The organism is Burkholderia sp. GW821-FHT14F03 (assembly GCF_058803765.1).
The window spans coordinates 135,251-154,470 of record NZ_JBXAPG010000010.1 but is presented as its reverse complement, the minus strand read 5'-3'; the positions used below and the strand labels follow the sequence as shown (position 1 = coordinate 154,470).

Genomic DNA, 19,220 nt, shown 5'->3' with positions numbered 1-19,220 from the left:
CAATCGGATCGTCGGGGCGGCGGGCGACACCCTCAACGCGGGCAACCTGAACGACACGATCACGGCGGGCAGGAACAACACGCTGAATGCCGGCGCGGGCATCGATACGTTTGTCATCGGCAAGGGCCTGGGAACGGTCGTGCTGAACGAATCGTCGAGCAAGTCCGGAGGGGCGAACCGTGACGTGGTGCAGCTGGGTGCGGGCATCGCGGCGGCGGGCACGCAGGTCACGCGCGATTTGCAGAACAACCTGATCCTGGGCTTCGGCGACGGCGACCAGCTGAAGATCACCAACTACTTCAGCCAGGCGTCGAGCCGGCCGAAGCTGGTGTTCGCGGATGGCACGAGCTGGAACTACACGTCGGTGACGGACCGGTTGGTGTTCACGGATACGAGCGCGGGCAACCAGTCTCTGAGCGGCCTGCAAGGCGTGAACAACCGGATCGTCGGGGCGGCGGGCGACACCCTCAATGCCGGCAACCTGAACGACACGATCACGGCGGGCAGGAACAACACGCTGAATGCCGGCGCGGGCGTCGATACGTTCATCATCAACAAGGGCCTGGGGCAGGTGACGCTCAACGAGACGTCGAGCAAGTCGGGCGGCGCGAACCAGGATGTCGTGCAGTTGGGCGCGGGCATCACGGCGGCGGGCACGCAAATCACGCGCGATTTGCAGAACAACCTGATCCTGGGCTTCGGCGGCGGCGACCAGCTGAAGATCACCAACTACTTCAGCCAGGCGTCGAGCCGGCCGAAGCTGGTGTTCGCGGACGGCGCGAACTGGAGCTACGCGACGATCACGGACCAACTGGTGTTTACGGATACGAGCGCAGGCAACCAGTACCTGAACGGTTTGCAGGGCGTGAACAACCGCATCGTCGGCGCGGCGGGCGACACCCTCAACGCCGGCAACCTGAACGATACGATCACGGCGGGCAGGAACAATACGTTGAATGCCGGCGCGGGCGTCGATACGTTCATCGTCAACAAGGGATTGGGACTGGTGACGCTGAACGAAACGTCGAGCAAGTCGGGCGGCGCGAACCAGGATGTCGTGCAGCTGGGCGCGGGCATCACGGCCGCCGGCACGCAGATCGCGCGCGATCTGCAGAACAACCTGATCCTGAGCTTCGGCGGCGGCGACCAGTTGAAGATCACCAACTACTTCAGCCAGGCGTCGAGCCGGCCGAAGCTGGTGTTCGCGGATGGCACGAACTGGAGCTACGCGACGATCGCGGATCAACTGGTGTTCACGGATACGGGCGCGGGCAACCAGTACCTGAACGGCCTGCAAGGCGTGAACAACCGGATCGTCGGCGCGGCGGGCGACACCCTCAACGCGGGCAACCTGAACGACACGATCACGGCGGGCAGGAACAATACGCTGAATGCGGGGGCGGGCGTCGATACGTTCATCGTCGGCAAGGGCCTGGGGCAGGTGGTGTTGAACGAGACGTCAAGCAAGTCGGGCGGCGTGAACCAGGACGTGGTGCAGCTGGGCGCGGGCATCGCGGCGGAGGCGACGCAGATCACGCGCGACTTGCAGAACAACCTGATCCTGGGCTTCGGCGGCGGCGATCAGCTGAAGATCACCGGCTACTTCAGCCAGGGCGCGAACCGGCCGAAGCTGATGTTCGCGGACGGCACGAGCTGGAACTACGCGGCGGTGGCGGACCGGCTGGTGTTCACGGATACGAGCACGGGCAACCAGTATCTGAACGGTTTGCAGGGCGTGAACAACCGGATCGTCGGCGCGACGGGCGACACCATCAACGCGGGCAACCTCAACGACACGATCACGGTGGGCAGGAACAACACGCTGAACGCCGGCGCGGGCATCGACACGTTCATCGTGAATCCGGGCACCGGGCGCGTATCGTTGACGGAGACGCCCAGCAAGTCGGGCGGATTGAATCAGGACGTGGTGCGTTTCGGCAGCGGCGTCGCGAGCGACCAGCTGTGGCTGCGCCGCGTGGGCAACAACCTCGAAGTGGACGTGATCGGCACCACCGACGCGCTGACCCTGAACGGCTGGTACAGCGGCTCCGGCCACGTGCACACGCTCGAGGCCGGCGACGGCAAGGTGCTGAACGATACGCGCGTGGCGAATCTGGTCGATGCGATGGCGGCGTTCTCGCCGCCGCCGGCGGGGCAGACGAGCTTGCCGGCCGCCATCGCGCAGCAACTCGGGCCGGTGCTGGCGGCAAGCTGGCAGAAGCCCTGACGAAGCGGCCCGGGCGCGCGCGGGTCCGGCGGCCCGGGCGTCGAGGCGGCGCGCGGATCGATCGCGCGCCGCGGGCGGGCGCTTATGCGCCCGGCTTCGTATAGTCCGCGCCGAACCAGCGCACCGAGATTTTCGTGAGCGTGCCGTCCTGGCGCAGCGTATTGAGCGCGTTGTCGACGGCCGCCGAGAATTTCGGATTGCCCTTGCGGACCGGGATGCCCATCTGCGTCTCCCCGCCCTTGACCGTCGCGCCCGGTTTCAGCGGCAGGTTCGAGGTCTTGATCAGGTAGGGCAGCATGAGGCGGTCGTCCATGCTCGCGTCGACGCGTTTGGCGGCCACGTCGCGCAGCTTTTCGGGCGCGCCGGGGTAGGTGAGCACGGTGACGCCGGGAATCGTCTTCGCGAGGTCGGCGAAATTGGTGCCGAGCGTCACGCCGATCTTCCGGCCGTTCAGCGCGCCGGGCGCGCCGTAGTCGTGCGGATCGTCGGCGCGCTGGATCAGCTGCGCGGCGGAATACAGGTAGGGCTGGCTGAAATCGATCGCCTCGCGGCGCTGCGGCGTGATCGTCACCTGATTGACGATCACGTCGAACTTGCCGGCCTGGAGGCCCGCGATGATCCCGCTCCATTCGACCGCGATGAACTGCGGCTTCACGCCGAGCCGCGCGGCGAGCGCGCGCGCGACGTCGATGTCGAAGCCCTCGAGTTCGCCCTTTTCATTGCGATAGCCGAACGGCGGGTAGGTGCCCTCGATGCCGATCTTCAGCACACCGCTCGATTTGACGGAATCGAGCGTGTCGGCCGCATGCGCGGCCGGGGCGGCGAGGCTCAGCGCGACAGCCGCGCAGCAGGTGGAAAACAGGACGGACAGCGGTTTCATGCAATCTCCGGGGGAAGGGGAAGCCAGGGCCGGATTGGGGCCGGCTGGGGGGATTGTCGCGCGTTGGGGGCGCGATGGGAATCCGGAAAACAATCAGGCGGCCTGAGCGAGGCGCGGGGCGTCGGTCGGACCGGGTGCCGCGGCGCATTCCCTCAGCGCGCCGCCGCGTCGACAAATCCCGCCAGGTCGCGATTGAAGCGATCCGGCGCTTCGACGAACGGCGCATGCCCCACATCCGGATACAGCAGGCTGCGGACGCGCGGATTCAACGCCTTGGCCCGGGCGATCGCGGGCCCCGGGTTCACCAGCGCATCGTCCGCACCGTAGATCAGCAGAATCGGCGCCTTGGCCCGGGCAAGCCCCCCGGAGGCATCGACGCTCATCGACGGCACCGCGCGCTGCATATCCCACGACGCCATCGCGGCGCTCGCCTGCAATCGCGCGAAAGTGGCCGGGTCCGGCAGCGTGTGGAAGCAGCGTTCGAGAAACGCGCGCTCGCCGTCGAGATGCGTCTTCAGGTCCGCGGACGTCATGTCGCGATACACCTGCTGATGCGGCGCGATCTGATCGGGCTTCAGTTCGATCACGCCGTCGACGTACACCGCGCCGGCGATTTCGCCGTCGCCGTGGGCCGCGAGATAGTTCGAGATGACCGCGCCGCCGAGCGACCAGCCGACCAGAACCGGGCGGCGCGCGTGCGAGGCCCGGATGATGGCCGCCAGATCGTCGGCCCAGCGGCGTCCGTCGCGGTAGGCGTCGAGGCCGGCCGGCTTGTCCGAGAGCCCGTGGCCGCGAAGATCGTAGGTGATCAGGCGATAGCGCCGCAGTTGAGCGCTGTTCAGTTGTGCATCCCAGTTCAAACGGCTGCCGAGCAGCCCGTGGATCAGGATGATGCTCGGGCCGTCGGGGTTGCCGGCTTCCTGCACGGCGAGCGTCACGCCGCCCGGCGCGGTGACTGTCCAGGTCCGGGTCGGGGGGCTGGGCGCTGGCCGCCGTTGACGCGACCATCAACGCGCCCAGGGTAAGCAGGGCGAGGAGCCTTGAAGAGAAGAGACGGGAGAACATGAGCGGGATTCCATTCGGATGACGAGGAGCCCCACTCTCAACCCTCACGCCCATGTGAGGGTCAAGCGAAAAGGTGTTAGTGCCGGTTTACATTCGATGAGTTTTGTCTTTTGCACAAGCTAGTCAAGGTGATTCGAACGTTCCTGAGTGGCGAGGTATGGGCGTAAATCGAATCGGTTTTGCTGGGCAAGGACGGCGATCCAGGACGTGTGGAGGCGGACAATCGTTGGTTTGTCGAAGCTGTTCTCTGGATCGACCGAACGGGCTGCCCGTGGCGCGATTTGCCAAGGATCTGCGCACGGGCGTGGTGATTGCCGGCAAATGTGACCTGAGGCGGCATTTTGTAGCCAGTTAAGCAGTGAGTCGTACGTCGATACGGGGGGCAGCCTTGGGCCGCTAGCGGATTCGGAATGATTCAGATTCCGCAGATCGGTAATGAGGTGGTCGTGATTTTTCTTGACGGTAAGCTATGACTGCGGCGAGCGAGCCAATACAGTTGCAAGCAAGCTTGCAGCGCTGCATGAGCCAGATATGGTTGCAGGTGGCTGGGCGCATCCAGATCCGACTCGCATGGGAAGCTCGAGTGTCAATTCCTCGATTGGTGGGAGTTGGAACCAGGGCGATCGCCTCTCAACCATGGAGGGAGGGGCGAAGGACGCCATTTCGAGCGGTAAGGGTGACGCCTTGATGAACGTCAAGCTAGAGCCTTGTCGCGGAAAGGGAATGAGATGAGAGACGAAGATTTTGAGCTGTTTATCGAAAATTTTGGGGAAGCCACGAGTCGTATCGAGGTGCCTCAAGCAAGCATTGATAAGTTCGAGAAGAAGTTGCCCGATCAACTTCTGAAGTACTGGTCCGACGAAGGTTGGGCGGGCTACTCGAACGGCTTATTCTGGATCGTGAATCCGGATGAATATGAAGACGTTCTCGATATGTGGCTGGAGGATACGATCTTTGAAGAAGTCGACAGCTATCACGTCATCGCTCGAACGGCGTTCGGGAAGTTGTATGCATGGGGTGAGAAAACGGGGCCGAGCTTGACGGTTTCATGCCCGACGCATTCTCTTATTGCTCTGGAAAAGGACTTGAAGGGGCCGCTCAAGAATCCCGACTTTCGTGTTCAGACATTTTTCGGTGCCAAAACGTTGAGCGAATGTGACTTTAAGGACGAGGCCAAGCTGCCGCTATTCAAACGTGCTGCTGGCAAGCTCGGACCGCTTGAGTCGAACGAGATGTATGGTTTTGAGCCGGCTCTGATTGCCGGTGGTCAAATGAGTCTCGATCATCTGAAAAAGGTCAATCTGGATGTTCATTTGACGATCTTGCGGCAGCTTGCGCCGCCGAAAATCCCATTCCTGAACACCCCGATCTGATAAAGCACAACCGTTAAGATGACTGACGAATAGTCTGCAGAGGAAGTCGCCGAGATGAGGGACGAGGACTTTGGAGTTTTCATCGATGACCTTTTCTTTGTTCGGGCGCGCACGAATTGGTCGAGCATCTTCATCGTGTCGCCACTCGATACGACAAACTCGAGGGCAACTATCTCGCCTTCGCAGCGCTTGCCTGCGCCTTTGGGCCGTTGGTGAGAATGTGACCAGACGTTACCTTACTCATGCCCGACTCCGTCACCCCCAACCCGCTCAGCATCGGCGCACTCGCGCGCGCGACCGGCGTCAGCGTGCGCGCGATCCGTCACTACGACGAACAGGGTTTGCTCACGTCCGCGCGCGCGGGCAACGGCTATCGGGTGTTTCCGCGCGCGGCCGTGGCGCAGGTCAGGCAGATCCAGCGCATGATCGCGACGGGCTTCAGTCTGGTCGAGATCCGTTCCTTTCCCGACTGCATGCGGATGATCGAAGGCGCGAAGGCATGCACCGAGACCACCGACGCGCAACGCAGGCGGCTCGCGTCCATCGAACGCCAGATCGCCGATCTCGAACGCCGCCGCGCGCGGCTGTTGAAGACCTTGAGCGAAGGACGGATTCCGCCGCTGGATTGAGCAGGGTGGCCCGATGCTGCGCGTCCATGTGGGCCGCCGTCGGCGTATCTGCCGCTTACGGCGGCAGGACGCGTGTCTGGCTCGGCTGACACGGCATCACGGGCAAGCGGCGTCGCTGTAAACGACCAGCACGTTCGCGCCGCCACCGAGCGGCTCGGAGCCGTTCCATGAAAGCTGGACCACCAGAACACTCGTGCCAATCCCATATACCTGAGTCGTGCCAAGAACGGTGACGCCTTGCAAATACAAGGCAGCGATTTTCTTGGTCAGCGGGATGGTGACGTTGATCGTGTTGGTGCCTCTCGTGAACGTCACGTTGTAGTCCCGCGTGCCGGCGCCGGTATTGCCGATGTATTGAACTACGGTACTGGAGCGGAATTGGATTCCAAACAGATCGGTTGTATTGGTGCTCGCGGCCGCATTGACGCTGCCGGCTTTCACTGCCTTCCGGGTGATGCCCGTGTTCAATACGCCGCTCAGCGGCTTGTATTCATTCCAGGCGTTAGCGCCAGCCCCAGCGCCATATATAAGCGATCTTGTTTGATATTCACCGCGTTCCAGCCAGGTGTAGGTGAGGATGTCGCCCGGGGAGGAACCGGCCTGATCGGTGTTCTGGCTTGCCAAACGATCCTCCGCGCCGGTAGCGATCACCTTGTTGTAGCTGGCCGCGACTTCATCGCTCGCATTGTCGAACGGGCTCAATCCCGATTTGTCGGCAACGGCGCGCTGGTACAGGCCGTACTTCCGCAGCAATTCCTTCAGCGCATCCTTACCCGTCAGCGCATGGGCGGCGATTCTTTGAGACGCGGCGTAATCGTAGCCCGCGTTCGGAAGAAGATTCGACGGCTCGCCGGCGGCGAAAGTCTGCGGGGCCTGGCACAGCAATACGGTGGTGCAGGCAATACTCAGGCAGATTGACTTCATATGCGAAATGGAAAATCTCGACATTGCGATCTCCTCGGGAAGATTATCGACACGAAGTTTTCAGCACAGCGAGAACCATGTTAAGTAAGAATTCCGAAATGTCGGTGACCGTGCGTTCTTTTTGGTTTTTTGCTCCGGCTTGGCAAGTACCGTCAATGCAAGATTCGACGAGAACCGTTCCTTGGTTGATGAAATTGGGTTGAATATATATTCACGGGTATTCAGGGCCTCGTGCACGCGTGGCGAAACCGCCGTCGGACTCGTCGGCTTGCGGCGGCTTCGATACCGGGATGCCGTCGTTCGACCGCTGACGATTGCGGGGAAAAGCGCGACGCGCGCCGATACGATGCGAGGTTTACAAGCAAAACCGCCTATGGGAGTATCGGCGCATGGACACCTTCGATATGCGCATCGCGCTTCATCACCACCACGCCGACATTCCATCGCGCCGTGGTTCGTTACGTCCATAGCAGGAGGCAGGGAGGCAATCAGTCCATCCCCTTCATGCTCACAACGACCCAGGCGCCTTCGGCGCCTTTTTTTATGTCCGCTACCAGGAGAACCGACATGACCATGATCCGTGGAACCCGTTTTGTCGTGGGCGAGGAAGCCGCCCGCATGCGCGCGCTCGAAAACCGTTTCCGGAGCTACCTTCACTGAAGCCGGGGCGGAAGAGGCGATCGTGCCGGCCTTGTGGTCCCAGGACACGTTTGTCGAGAAGGCCGGCGGCAGCGAGATCATCGGCCAGATGTGGGCGTTTCCGGACAAGAAGGGACGCCCGTGCTGCCTCATTCCCGAGGCGACGGCGCTGTTCCAGGAGCGCTGCGCGGCGTTGCTGGGGCGTCGGAGAGAGCGGCAGCTGTTCTATGTCGCGCGATGCTATCGCTACGAGCGGCCGCAGGCCGGGCGCTATCGCGAGTTCTTGCAACTGGGCTTCGAATGCCTCGGCCCCGATCCCGAGCGTGCCCTGGCGCGCAGCCAGACGCTTGCGACGGGCTTCCTCGATGCATTGGGCGTGCGCTACGACATCGACCGCTCGGCAAGGCGAGGGCTCAGCTACTACCTGGACGGACGGGGCTTCGAGATCCGCTGCGCCGAACTGGGCGCACAGCAACAGGTCGTCGGGGGCGGGGCGTATCGCGAAGGCGCGGGCTTCGGCATCGGCGCGGAGCGGCTGGCGCTGGCGATGACGAATCAAGGTCTACTGTAGCCGCGAGGGGCTGCGCGCCGGCTCGTGGCCGAGCGCGTGGCCCGATGAGGGCCCGGCGGGAGGGGGCATCAACGATACCGAGCGCGGGCGAACGGACCGCAAGACACGCGAATCAAACCGGCCCCTCATCGTCATCCCCCTTGTTCCGGATCACCAGCTCCGGATACCCGGTCCCGTCATCGCGTTCGCGCGCGAAGCTGTGCCCGGGCAGCAGCGCGAGCAGGATCTCGGCGGTCGTCCTGACCCGGCAGCCGCGCGCCACATGACCGCCGTACACGCGCCCGTCCGGGTCGGCCACCGACATGTGCAAGTGCGCGCCGTCGGGCGAAACCGAGCCGGCCAGACTCAGGATCTCGAGATCGCGGCGCAGTGTCGTGGGCGTTTCCGCGCCCGCGAACCGCAGTTCGGCGATGCTGAGACTCCCGATGCCCTGGAGCACGAACGCCGCGTGCAGCGCCTGCTCGCGCAGCGCGTGTTCGAGGGCGGCGCGCACGTCGTCGCCGGGCGCGAGGCGCAAAGGATGGATTCGCATGCTCGGTCACCTGTTCGTCAGCCATGACGTCAGTCATGAAGCGGAGGCCGATCGGGAAGGGATGCCGTCAGGAACGCGCGATCGACCGATGAGAGTCTGCCTGATTTTCGCTTTCCGGATGCGCGGACGCCGTCAGGCGCGACACAGGCGTGTGCAGAACGCCGCGCAATCGGCCACCATGTCGACCTCACGACACGACGAGACCCCCACGAGGATTCACCGCATGCCGCGCGCATCGATCGTCATCCGCACGCTGTTCGCCCTGTGCCTGCTCGGCGCGACGTTCAACCACGGCCTGACGATCGTCCGGCATGGCTGGCTGTGGGACTACGGCCTGGGCATCGACGTCCCGCTGTTCAGCCGCCTCTACTGGGATGCGCTGACCTTTCTCGATCCCCTGGCCGCCGTCCTGCTGTTCGCGCGGCCCCGCGCCGGGGTATGGCTGACGGTGTGGGTGATCGTGAGCGACGTGCTGCACAACACCGGCTACGTCGCCCGGCTCGGGCTATGGCTCGCGCCGTTCTATCTGGCCCAGGTGGCGTTTCTCGTCGCCGTGCTGGGCCTCGCGCACGTCGCCCTGCGCGGATCGAGCGCGCGACGCGAGACCGGCGCGCGCCGCGTGTGAGGGGCAGCGGCGTTGAAACCCGCGCATGAGCCGCGCGCGTTACGCGGTTGTCTTGCCGTGTCGCCGCCGCGCGGGATCGTCCTGATGGAGATGCACGGCATAGGTGTCCCAGGGCATGCGCATGGCCGTATCGGAGCGCCCCGACACCTGCGTCAGGATCCGGCCCACCTCGCCGCGGTGATAGGTCCCGTGCAGGACGACATGGGTCAGCATCTCTTCCCGGGTCATGCAGCCGTCGTCACCGTCGGTGAAGGTAAACGGAACGGCCTGCGACAAGCCAGCGGGCGTCACCCGGGACACGTGGTCGAGATACCAGCTGTCGAGCGCCGCCAGTTCCGAACGAAGCGCATCGAGGGTGGGCGTGTCGGGGGTGTTGTTCGCGGCGAAGCCGTGCGGCTCGCCCTGCAGATGGCCCGCGAAGATCTTGCCCACCACGAGGCAATGATTCATCGCGCGCAGCGTGATGCGGCGCTCGTCGGGAAACCGCGCGGCGTCCAGCTCCGCGATTCCGTTCAGCATTTCCTGATTCGCCCACGCCTGATAGCGAAGCATCCGTGACATCAATTCGCCTGCACTCATGGCATCTGTCTCCACGTCCTAATAAAATGTGAGCCCGGTGTACATAATCGACGAGGGAGGGCCGCATGTCCACTCGTGTTTCCGCGCGCGGCGCGGCGATGCGCAAAGCGCCACGGCAAGCCCGCTCCAGGGCGACCGTGGAGGCGATCATCATCGCGGGGGCTCGCATTCTCGATGCGCGGGGCTGGCCGGGTTTCACGACCAACGAGGTCGCGAGCGTGGCGGGCGTCAGCATCGGTTCGCTTTACCAATACTTTCCGAACAAGATCGCCCTGATCGATGCGATCCGCCAGCGGCATTTCGACGACGTCCTGGCGGTCTTGCGGCGCGCCGGCGAAAGCAGCCGCGGCCCGCGGCGCCGGGTCGAGGGCCTGGTGACGGACATGATCGCGATTCACGACGAGCATCCGGCGCTGCACCGCACGCTGCTCGACCTGCCCTGTTCGGAAGAGGCGCAATCCTCGGTCGACGCGTTTCACGAGGCCTACCTGCGCGGCTATGGCGCGGTGATGGCGGCGTATCAGGGTACGGCGGGCGCCAAGGTCGATGCGGTGCGGGTGCAGGTGTTGTCCTCGGCGGTCGAGGGGGTGATCCACAACGCGGCCCGGCGCGGCGTTCTCGCGCGGCCCAAGCTGAAACGCGAACTCGTCGGCCTGGTGTGCCGCTACCTGGAGCAGGCGAACTGAGCGGCGGCGCCCGGGTTCGACGCCACAGCGGTCCACCTACGCCCCCAGCGCCGCCCGGACCTCGGTGAGCGAGCGCAGCTGCCGCCCCTGCGCATCGACATTGCCGTCCGCGAGCCACGCCTCGAACGCCGCGCGCCGCGCCGGCCATTCGTGGTCGACGATCGCGTACCACGCGGTATCGCGGCTGCGCGACTTGTAGACGAGCGCCTGACGGAAGATCCCCTCGAAACTGAAGCCGAGCCGCACCGCGCTCTGGCGCGACGGTGCGTTGAGGCTGTCGCATTTCCACTCGTAGCGGCGATACCCGAGTGTCTCGAACGCATGGCGCATCAGCAGGTAATGCGCTTCCGTCGAGGCGCGCGTGCGCTGCAGCGGCGGCGCGAACGACACCGAGCCGACCTCGATCGCCCCGTTGGCCGGATCGATCCGCATCAGCGCCATCGTGCCGACCGCGCGCCCGCTGCGCGCGTCGCGCACGACGAAATGCAGCGGATCGTCGCCGGCCTGCACGCGGGCGGCGTAGGCGTGATAGCCGGCGGCGTCGGCGAACGGCCCGACCGTCATGTAGGTCCAGTCGCGGCCGTCCGGCGCGAGCGCGTAGGCGGCATACAGCTCGGCCGCGTGGCGGTCGGCGTCGAGCGGTTCGAGCGTGCAGTGGCGTCCGGCGAGCGTGACGCGGGTGGGGCGGGGGCGGGGCGTCCAGCCGTCGAGCGCGGGGCCGATCGGCTGCTTGTATTCGTTGGTGCGCATCGGTGATCCTGACAGCGGTGAACGAGAAACCGAATCACACGATACCGGGCTATTCAGCGCGCGAATAGAGCCAGCCGCCCCGGCCGGCCTGGAGCCACCCGCCCTCAGCCCTTGACCGTCACGAACACCGGGTTCGAGTAGAACCACAGGTCGCCGTAGTTGCGCAGGTTGATCGCGTTGAAGCGCTGCGCGTTGTCGGGGTTGTCGACGCGCGCGTCGGGCAGCGGATTGCCGTCCTGCGTCTCGCCCGGCACGTTGACGCCGAGGTTGGTGCCGCGCAGCCGGTAGTAGCGGTTCTTCGTCGCGACCACGTCGTAGCTGACGGTGCGGTAGCCGTCGCGGTCGGTTTGCCAGTCGGCCTTCGTGAAGGTGGCGATCACCTTCGTGCTGTCGTTGGTCGCCTTGTCGTAGCCGGGCGTGCCCGGCAGCGCGCGCGGCGCGACGTCGCCCGCGATCAGGTCGACGTGGTCGACCACCGGCTGCACGTTCGCGCTCGCGCTGCTGCCGACCGTGAATTCCATGTTGTTGCGCGACGGGCTCTTGAAGCGGAGCGTCAGGCGCACGGTGCGGCCGGGCGCGACCGTCAGCTCGCCGCCCATCTGCGCGCGGTTCGCGCCGTCGGCGGCCTGGAAGTCGAGCGCGTCGACGAGATCGCCGAACACCGCGAACACGCGTCCCGAGCGCAGGCCGTCGAGCAGCGCGCGCAGGCCGTTGCCGGTCATCCAGACATGGGTCTTCGCGTACTCGCCGGGGTAGTAGCCGCTGCTGTTGCGATTGTCCGGCGACACCTTGAAATGATGGTCGGAATCCGCGATGGTCCAGATCCGCCGGCCTTCGCCGAGCAGCGCGTCCCATACGCCGCCCACCTGCGCGACCACGTAGTCCGCGCCGCCGTAGGTGCGCGCCTTCAGGTTGGCCGGCACGTACGCGCTGTTGTAGCCGCCGCGGTCCGGCTCCATCTGGTTGCCGACCAGCCCCTCGATCGCGAACGCGATGTCCGGCGCGATGTCGTTGAAGGCGCGGAAGTCGGCCGCCTTGTACTTGTCGGCCGAGCGCGACGGGTGATTGAACAGCAGGTAGCTGGTGTCGGGATGATGCGCGTGCAACCAACGCAGCGCGGCGAGGGCGTCGTCGTGGGTGGTGTAGGCGCGTGCGTCGGCCGCGTCCCAGGCGGCGACGTCGGCCGGCGCGAACTGGCTGGCCGGCCGGTTCGTGAACAGGTACTCGAAGTGATTGAGCGCCTGCGCGTCGGGGGCGAGCGGCGCGCCCGAGAAGATGCCGACGTTGCCGTGGTCGTGGGTCGGGATGTCCCATTCGGCGGCCGAGTAGATCAGCTTGTCTGCATAGCGGCCGGCCGCCTGCAACTGCCTGATGCGCGGCAGCTGATCGTCGCGGATGCCTTGCGACATCGGTATGCCGGCGCTGTCCGGCAGCGTTGCGCCGGTGTGATCGCGATGCGACACGCGCAGATGGTCGGTCAGCGCGATCCAGTCGAGGTTCGATTTCGTCAGGCCCTGGTCGAGCACGGTGTCGAGCGGCGTCTGCGCGTCGTCGGACTGGGTCGTGTGGACATGCAGGTCGCCCGTGGTCCAGCGGCCGGCCACCGGGGTCGGCGTCGGCGTGCCGGGCCCGGGATCGGCCGGGCGGGTCGGCGGTGGCGTCGCTGCGGAGGGGGCGGGCGGGTCGTCGTCGCGGCAGGCGGTGAGCAGCAGGGCCGTGGCCAGGACGAGGCCGAGCGGGCGGCGAAGCGCGGGGCGGGGAATGAAACGAAGCGGGGCGGACATGAGGCGATCGACGGGAACGAAAGGTCCGCAGCCTACGCTTACAAAATGACAGCGATGTTATCGGTCCGTAAGCCGGGCCGCCCCGCTTCAGGCCAGCGCGTGATAGACGAGATACCCACCGGTCGGGATCAGCATCAGGTAGCAGAGCGCGGTGAAGCGCGCGGGGCTGATGCGATCGTTCAGCGCCTTGCCGGCCGCGATCCCGAACGGCACGACCACCGTCAGCACGAGCGCGGTGGTCCAGCTCGTGCCGTCGAGCAGGTGCAGGCTCATGTAGCCGAACAGCTTCACGTAGTTGCCGATGAAGAAGAACAGGATCGTGGTGCCCGCGAGCACGGCCTTGCCGAGGTTCTGCGGCAGCAGGTAGAACGAGATCGGCGGCCCGCCGGAGTGCGCGACGAAGGTGGTGAAGCCCGACAGCAGGCCGCAGATCGCGCCCACCTTGCGGTTCGGCGCGACGCGCGCGGCGGGCCCGCCGTGGCTCGCGCGCGCCTGGGCGCGCATCCTGGCGAACCAGTTCACGACGAAGCCGAGCGTCAGCAGGCCGACCAGCAATTGCAGGTAGCGGTCGTTCAGCAAGCGGAAGCACAGCATGCCGAGCCCGATGCCGAGGATCAGCGGCAGCACGAGGATCTTCAGGTTCTCCTTGTCCCAGGTGCTGGGCGGATACGCGCGGATCGCGAACAGATCCATGAAGCAGATGCTCGGCGCGAGGATCGCGGCCGCCTTGCCCGGGCTGATCGCGAGCGACAGCAGCGGCACGCCGATCAGCGAGAAGCCGCCGCCCAGGCTGCCCTTCGAGAAGGCGATCACGAAGATCGTCGGAAACGCGATCAGGTAGAACAGCGGATCGGCAACGGGCATCGGAAAGGTCATGGGGCGCGCGGCTCGGCGAAAGGGCGCGTGGCGGCGTGGCCCATGCGCGGTCAGTCGGAGCGATGCCGGGGCGGGGCCGCTGGTGGGGCGCGGCGGATTCGCCTCGGATCGCGGCGGGGAAATCACGACTCAGTGAGGATAGGCAATCACGCAGGCCGGATTAAATTACATTTTGATTGGAGAAATCCGCGTATCCGGCGGAAAAAGAATAAGCGAATCCCTGCGTTTTATTCGAATACCCGTTATCCGCGCGGGGGGATGCGCGGCCGTCGCGCGGCGCGGATGCATGCGCCGCCGGAACGTGCGGCGCCGGCAGGAGCGCGGGGGCGGGTAAAATCATGCCTTTGCCCGCATGCGCGACCCGCGCGCGGGCGCTTGACGACGATTCCCCGACCCATGAGCGATACCGATTTTCAAGGCGACGACGACGTGATTCACGAGAGCGGCCTGTGGCGCGACGACGGCTGGACCGCGCGCGTGATCAAGAACGAGGACGACGACGGCTGGGCGGTCGAGATGATCCGCGACGGCGAGGCGGAGCCCGCGCTGGTCGGCCCGTGGACCATGGGCCGCGACAAGAAGAACCCGAAGCCGCTCGATTCGGGGGCCTTCCGCACGCTCGTGAAGACGGCGTCGGAGGTGTTGCGGCGTCACGAGCAGCAGCGTCACGCGATGCTGCACAAGTCCTTGATCGTGTGGACGGACGGCGAGGAAGTGCAGGTCACGCTCGACATCGTGCCCGACGAAGACGATCCGCACGCGATGCTCGGCGCCAGCGCGGCGGACGGCACGTCGCTCGCGCGGGTGCGGGTGTCGGCGGGATACCGGCTCAGCCAGGAGAACGCGCTGAAATGGATTGCGGCGGAGTATGCGCGGCCGGATACGGATCGCTGATCGAAAAAACGGCAATCCGCATAGTGTGCTTCTAAAATATTGAATAATTCGATCGATTAATCCATCACGCTATTGATCTAGATTGAAAATTCAATGTAATGTGCCGTAATGAAATTGACGGCAAGGATTCCAACGTTATAGATTCGCTCTCTCATTAAAAAACAAAGAGAGGGCATGCATGAATATGACAACGTTTGCGCGCGCGGCGAGCCGCGGCGCGGCCGCGCTCGCGGTGCTGGGCGCGCTCAGCGCGCCGGCCGCGGCCGACACGGCGCCCGCGCGGGCGCCGCAGTCGCGCATGCCGCGCGCGCCGCAGAACCTGCCGTTGTCGCCGGAGCAGGCCGCCTACAACCTGCCGCTCAGCAAGCAGGACCGCGCGACGCTGCAACAGTCGACGCAGCCGCGCCAGTCGGGCCTGCGCAGCAAGCGCAGCGCGGCGGCCGACGACGGGTGCCGCGACATGAACGCGCTCGCGGGTTATCGCGGCGCGGCGCTGGCCGACTATGTCGTGAACCTGCCCGACTACGAATGCCATTACGGGCTGTTCTCGGTCGACAAGACGCTCGCGGCGAAGATCTTCAGCGGGGAGAACGTGCACGCCGTGGCGAGCCGCCTCGTGCAGGATCTGTACCGCTACGACGCGAGCAATCTCGCGCTCGTGAACCTGCTGATCTACCTGCGTTCGGCCTATTACCAATACGACGTGAGCGGCGTCGCCGACCAGGTGCCGGGGCTGGCGGTCGCGCTGCGGCCGTACATCCGCCAGAGCATCGAGGGCGAGGCGCTGTTCCGCGATAATCCGCGCGCGCCGAGCACGGCGAGCGAGCTGATGAAGCTGATCACGAACATGAAGGACGAGGTCTACTACGTGCCGCAGCTCAAGGCGCGCGTGGCCGCGTACACGGCGAGCCCGGCCAATCCGCAGGCGGCCGCGCCGTTGCAGCAGACGAGCGCGGCGGGCGGCTTCACCGGCCTGCTCACGGTGTTCTTCTACGCGCACCAGCGCGCCGATGCGCCGGCGGTGCTCGGCAGCGATGCGTCGCTGCCGGAGACGCTGAACCGCTTCGTCACCGCGAACCGTGCAAGCCTGCTGGGTACGCGGGCCGCGTACCAGCTCGCCGACGCGGCGCGCGAAACCTTCCGCTTCCTGCGCTATCCGGCGCAGCAGCCGCGCGTGAAGCCGATGATCCAGCAGTTGCTCGCATCGACCAGCATGACGGGCCCGGACAGCGACCTGTGGCTCGCGGCGGCCGAGTCCGTGCAGTACGGCGATCCGGAGCACTGCGCGGACTACGGCGTGTGCGACTACAAGGGCAAGCTGTCGGCCGCGGTGTTGACGCAGCGCTATGCCTGCGACGCGCACATCCGGGTCGTCGCGCAGCAGCTGACCACGCCGCAGATGCAGTCGGTGTGCGCGACGGTCGCGAAGCAGGAGGATTACTTCCATCGCATGCTGAAGACCAACCGGCAGCCGGTCGCCAACGATCGCAACGAGACCATCGAACTGGTGGTGTTCAGCGACTACGACAACTACCGCAAGTACGCGTCGGTGCTGTACGGCATCAGCACGGACAACGGCGGCATGTACCTGGAAGGCGATCCGGCCAAGCCGGGCAATCAGGCGCGCTTCATCGCGCACGAGGCGTCGTGGCTGCGTCCGGCGTTCAAGGTCTGGAACCTCGAGCATGAGTTCACGCACTATCTCGACGGCCGCTTCGACATGGCCGGCGATTTCGCGGTGAGCACCGCCCAGCCGACCGTCTGGTGGATCGAGGGCGTGGCCGAGTACCTGTCGCGCAAGAACGACAACGCGGAATCGATCGAGGCGGCGCGCAGCGGCCGCTATCGTTTCTCGGAGGTGGTCAAGACGCGCTATGCCTCGGCCGACTATGTCGCGCGCGCCTATCGCTGGGGCTACATGGCCACGCGCTTCATGTTCGAGCGGCATCGCTCCGAAGTCGACACGATCGTCGCGCGTTTCCGGCGCGGCGACTACGACGGCTACGCGACCTACCTCGCGGATCTCGCGCCGCGCTACGACCAGGAGTTCGCGGATTGGGCGCGCACCGCGACCACCGCGGGCGAGCCGCCGCAGCCCTGAGCCGCGTCCGCCGCCGCCTCGCGCCGAAATGGCGCGCCGCGGCAGAGGCGGACGTCTAGAAAGCGGGTGCGCGGGCAGGGAGGCGGGATGCTAAGCTCTGCCCTATTTTGACATTCAACGATGTAACGATAGGGAGACGTAGCCATGAACATCTCGCAGACCTGCCTGCTGATCGTCGCGCTGTTGCCGTTCGTCTGGACCATTTGCGCGAAGTCGCAGAAGGGCTACGACAACCGCGATCCGCGCGGCTATCTGGCCAGGCTCGAAGGCTGGCGCGCCCGGGCGGCCGCCGCGCACCAGAACTCCTGGGAAGCGCTCGCCCTGTTCACGGCGGCGCTCGTCGTCGCGTGGCACAACGGCGCGAATCCGCAGCGCGTCGACCTGCTCGCGATGGTGTTCGTCGCCACCCGCGTGCTGCACGGCCTGCTGTACCTGCTGAACTGGGCGCCCGTGCGTTCGCTCGTGTGGTTCGTCGGGATCGTCTGCATCGTCTGGCTGTTCGTCGCGGGCGCCTGACCGCACGCGGCGTCGCCGCGTCGTCCGGCGCGCGTCCGGCGCCGCTCAGCGCGGCGTCGTGCGCAGCGACGACGGCCCGCCCGTCAGCGCGATGCGCTCGCCGGTGTCGCGCAGCCTGCCGCCATTGACCGCATAGAGCGCGAGCTGGCGCTCGACGTTGAACTGCACGATCAGGTGCCGGCTGTCGGCGGTGAACACGATGCCTTGCGCGGCTTCGCCGCCCGGCAGTTCGGCGGTCTTGACCGCGCGGCCGTCGCGGATCGCGAACAGCAGCACCTTGCCGAGCGTGTGCCGGCCGGGGTTGTCCGGCGTCAGGTTCGAGCCGTCCATCGCCTGCACGCCGATCCACTTGCCGTCGGGCGAGATCGCCACGCCCTCGGGCAGCGACGGCACCGTGAGGTGCTGGACCGCACGGAACGGCGCATGCGACACGTCGATCAGCGTGATCGTGTCGGCGTCGCCCGCGAGCTTGCCGGTGTAGCCCGGCAGGCCCGCCAGGCCCACATTGCTGACCACCGCCCACTTGCCGTCGCTCGACACGTCGACCGTGTACGGCGCGACGCCCGCGCTCAGGCGCACGCCGCTGTCGGTGACGGTCGTGCCGTCGACGTCGAGCACGGCCACGCCCCCTTCGTCGCGCAGCGAGACGAGCGCGTGCCGGCCGTCGTGCGTGAAGCTGATGCCGGCGAGGCGCTTCGCGCCGATCTTGAGGCTGTCGAGCAGCCGCACCGAGCGGCCGTCGATGGCAAGCACCGACACCTTGCCGTCGAGATTCGCCGTGAGCGCGAGCCGCCCGGCGCGATCGATCGCGATGCCTTGCGGATGCGCGCCGAGATCGATGCGGGTGACGGCGGGCGGCGTCGCGTCGAGATCGACCACTTGCAGGAACGGATCGTAGAACAGCTGCTTGGCCGCCTGATCGTAGCGGGTCGGCGCGCCGACCAGCGCGACGCGCGCGTCCGGCGTGATCGCGACGGCCTGCGGCGGACCCTGGATGCCGTTTTCCACGTCGACCTGGGTTTTCACGCGCGGCGGGAATACGCTCGCATCGAGCAGCGTGAGCGTGTCGGCGGGCGGGTCGGGCAGGTAGGTGTCGCGCCCCGCGACGCGCTGATACTTGCCGTCGTTGCCGGAGACGATCCAGTCGGCGGCGTGCGCGCCGATGGACAGCGCCGCGAGCGTCAGGCCGGCGAGTGCGCGGAGCCGGAATGCGCGCGTGACGGATGCATGCATGGTGAAGCCTCCCTGTCGTTGGTCGAATCTGGGTCGCATGGGGCGAGGATCGAGCGGGCGGCCGCGCGCGTGGGGCTTTGCGGCGCGAGGCCGATCAGCACAGCCGGACGGCGAGGCCGAGCAGGATCTTAGCGCGTCCGTGCGCGACGCGGCTTGACGACCGGCATGGGTGCGTCAATCGAACCCGCGCCAGTCACGCGCGCGGCCGGCGCGCCGCCGTCCCGCGCAGCCGGATGCGCCTTGAGGACATCGAGCCACGCGCGCACCTTGTGCTTAGCGCGTCCGTGCGCGACGCGGCTTGACGACCGGCACGGGTGCGTCAATCGAACCCGCGAC

19 protein-coding genes and 1 pseudogene are annotated in these 19,220 nt (G+C 66.1%); 11 read left to right on the top strand and 9 right to left on the bottom strand.

Annotated features, from left to right (window positions below; all coding sequences use genetic code 11):
• A partial coding sequence (locus AC1RQF_RS09380; protein WP_492871862.1) for a beta strand repeat-containing protein occupies window positions 1-2,227 on the top strand: 2,227 nt, incomplete at its 5' end.
• 82 nt (window positions 2,228-2,309) lie between these two features.
• On the opposite strand, the gene AC1RQF_RS09375 is transcribed toward AC1RQF_RS09380, so the two are convergent.
• Both AC1RQF_RS09375 and AC1RQF_RS09370 read right to left on the bottom strand, forming a co-directional pair.
• On the bottom strand, window positions 2,310-3,107 hold the full coding sequence (locus AC1RQF_RS09375; protein WP_273996320.1) for a transporter substrate-binding domain-containing protein: 798 nt from the start codon (window positions 3,105-3,107) through the stop codon (window positions 2,310-2,312).
• Between the two features lie 152 nt (window positions 3,108-3,259).
• Window positions 3,260-4,045, bottom strand: a complete 786-nt coding sequence (locus AC1RQF_RS09370; RefSeq protein ID WP_492871861.1) for an alpha/beta fold hydrolase — start codon at window positions 4,043-4,045, stop codon at window positions 3,260-3,262.
• Between the two features lie 294 nt (window positions 4,046-4,339).
• Here AC1RQF_RS09370 and AC1RQF_RS09365 point away from each other — a divergent pair.
• From AC1RQF_RS09365 to AC1RQF_RS09350, 4 genes and pseudogenes are all read left to right on the top strand, one after another.
• A pseudogene (locus AC1RQF_RS09365) lies at window positions 4,340-4,459 on the top strand (transposase); the annotation flags it as partial.
• 169 nt (window positions 4,460-4,628) lie between these two features.
• Window positions 4,629-4,904 (top strand): polymorphic toxin type 15 domain-containing protein, encoded by a 276-nt coding sequence (locus tag AC1RQF_RS09360; protein WP_492871860.1) that lies wholly within the window; start codon window positions 4,629-4,631, stop codon window positions 4,902-4,904.
• Window positions 4,901-5,545, top strand: coding sequence for a GAD-like domain-containing protein (locus AC1RQF_RS09355; protein WP_273996319.1), 645 nt, complete (start codon window positions 4,901-4,903; stop codon window positions 5,543-5,545). The genes AC1RQF_RS09360 and AC1RQF_RS09355 overlap by 4 nt, the downstream gene beginning before the upstream one ends.
• A 242-nt stretch (window positions 5,546-5,787) precedes the next feature.
• Complete coding sequence (locus AC1RQF_RS09350) at window positions 5,788-6,174, top strand: MerR family transcriptional regulator (RefSeq protein WP_492871859.1); 387 nt, start codon at window positions 5,788-5,790, stop codon at window positions 6,172-6,174.
• Window positions 6,175-6,270: 96 nt separating this feature from the next.
• Here the strand turns inward: AC1RQF_RS09350 and AC1RQF_RS09345 are convergent, their stop codons facing one another.
• The gene (locus AC1RQF_RS09345) at window positions 6,271-7,122 is read right to left on the bottom strand and encodes a hypothetical protein (protein ID WP_492871858.1); all 852 of its coding nucleotides are present in this window, start codon (window positions 7,120-7,122) and stop codon (window positions 6,271-6,273) included.
• Window positions 7,123-7,780: 658 nt separating this feature from the next.
• Here AC1RQF_RS09345 and AC1RQF_RS09340 point away from each other — a divergent pair.
• The gene (locus AC1RQF_RS09340; protein WP_492871857.1) at window positions 7,781-8,308 is read left to right on the top strand and encodes an ATP phosphoribosyltransferase regulatory subunit; all 528 of its coding nucleotides are present in this window, start codon (window positions 7,781-7,783) and stop codon (window positions 8,306-8,308) included.
• Between the two features lie 112 nt (window positions 8,309-8,420).
• On the opposite strand, the gene AC1RQF_RS09335 is transcribed toward AC1RQF_RS09340, so the two are convergent.
• Complete coding sequence (locus tag AC1RQF_RS09335) at window positions 8,421-8,840, bottom strand: PPC domain-containing DNA-binding protein (RefSeq protein ID WP_273996315.1); 420 nt, start codon at window positions 8,838-8,840, stop codon at window positions 8,421-8,423.
• Between AC1RQF_RS09335 and AC1RQF_RS09330 the strand changes: the two genes are divergently transcribed.
• Window positions 8,839-9,465 (top strand): hypothetical protein, encoded by a 627-nt coding sequence (locus AC1RQF_RS09330; protein ID WP_492871856.1) that lies wholly within the window; start codon window positions 8,839-8,841, stop codon window positions 9,463-9,465. The two genes, AC1RQF_RS09335 and AC1RQF_RS09330, sit on opposite strands and share 2 nt — an antisense overlap.
• Window positions 9,466-9,504: 39 nt before the next feature.
• Here the strand turns inward: AC1RQF_RS09330 and AC1RQF_RS09325 are convergent, their stop codons facing one another.
• The gene (locus tag AC1RQF_RS09325; protein ID WP_273996313.1) at window positions 9,505-10,026 is read right to left on the bottom strand and encodes a DinB family protein; all 522 of its coding nucleotides are present in this window, start codon (window positions 10,024-10,026) and stop codon (window positions 9,505-9,507) included.
• Window positions 10,027-10,181: 155 nt separating this feature from the next.
• Between AC1RQF_RS09325 and AC1RQF_RS09320 the strand changes: the two genes are divergently transcribed.
• Window positions 10,182-10,730, top strand: coding sequence for a TetR/AcrR family transcriptional regulator (locus tag AC1RQF_RS09320; RefSeq protein WP_273998377.1), 549 nt, complete (start codon window positions 10,182-10,184; stop codon window positions 10,728-10,730).
• 36 nt (window positions 10,731-10,766) lie between these two features.
• Here the strand turns inward: AC1RQF_RS09320 and AC1RQF_RS09315 are convergent, their stop codons facing one another.
• From AC1RQF_RS09315 to AC1RQF_RS09305, 3 genes are all read right to left on the bottom strand, one after another.
• On the bottom strand, window positions 10,767-11,480 hold the full coding sequence (locus tag AC1RQF_RS09315) for a GNAT family N-acetyltransferase (protein ID WP_492871855.1): 714 nt from the start codon (window positions 11,478-11,480) through the stop codon (window positions 10,767-10,769).
• 104 nt (window positions 11,481-11,584) lie between these two features.
• Window positions 11,585-13,264 (bottom strand): CehA/McbA family metallohydrolase domain-containing protein, encoded by a 1,680-nt coding sequence (locus AC1RQF_RS09310; protein WP_492871854.1) that lies wholly within the window; start codon window positions 13,262-13,264, stop codon window positions 11,585-11,587.
• Window positions 13,265-13,351: 87 nt separating this feature from the next.
• Window positions 13,352-14,140 carry a sulfite exporter TauE/SafE family protein gene (locus AC1RQF_RS09305; RefSeq protein WP_492871853.1) on the bottom strand — a complete coding sequence of 263 codons (789 nt, stop codon included), beginning with the start codon at window positions 14,138-14,140 and terminating at the stop codon, window positions 13,352-13,354.
• Window positions 14,141-14,536: 396 nt separating this feature from the next.
• Here AC1RQF_RS09305 and AC1RQF_RS09300 point away from each other — a divergent pair, with 396 nt between their 5' ends.
• From AC1RQF_RS09300 to AC1RQF_RS09290, 3 genes are all read left to right on the top strand, one after another.
• Entirely contained in the window at window positions 14,537-15,034 is a 498-nt protein-coding gene (locus tag AC1RQF_RS09300) for a hypothetical protein (protein WP_273996310.1), read from the top strand.
• Window positions 15,035-15,212: 178 nt separating this feature from the next.
• Window positions 15,213-17,135: a collagenase gene (locus tag AC1RQF_RS09295; RefSeq protein WP_273996309.1), complete on the top strand. Its 1,923-nt coding sequence runs from the start codon at window positions 15,213-15,215 to the stop codon at window positions 17,133-17,135.
• Window positions 17,136-17,279: 144 nt separating this feature from the next.
• Window positions 17,280-17,651 carry an MAPEG family protein gene (locus AC1RQF_RS09290; RefSeq protein ID WP_273996308.1) on the top strand — a complete coding sequence of 124 codons (372 nt, stop codon included), beginning with the start codon at window positions 17,280-17,282 and terminating at the stop codon, window positions 17,649-17,651.
• 45 nt (window positions 17,652-17,696) lie between these two features.
• Here the strand turns inward: AC1RQF_RS09290 and AC1RQF_RS09285 are convergent, their stop codons facing one another.
• Window positions 17,697-18,884: a beta-propeller fold lactonase family protein gene (locus tag AC1RQF_RS09285; RefSeq protein ID WP_273996307.1), complete on the bottom strand. Its 1,188-nt coding sequence runs from the start codon at window positions 18,882-18,884 to the stop codon at window positions 17,697-17,699.
• Between the last annotated feature and the right edge of the window lie 336 nt (window positions 18,885-19,220).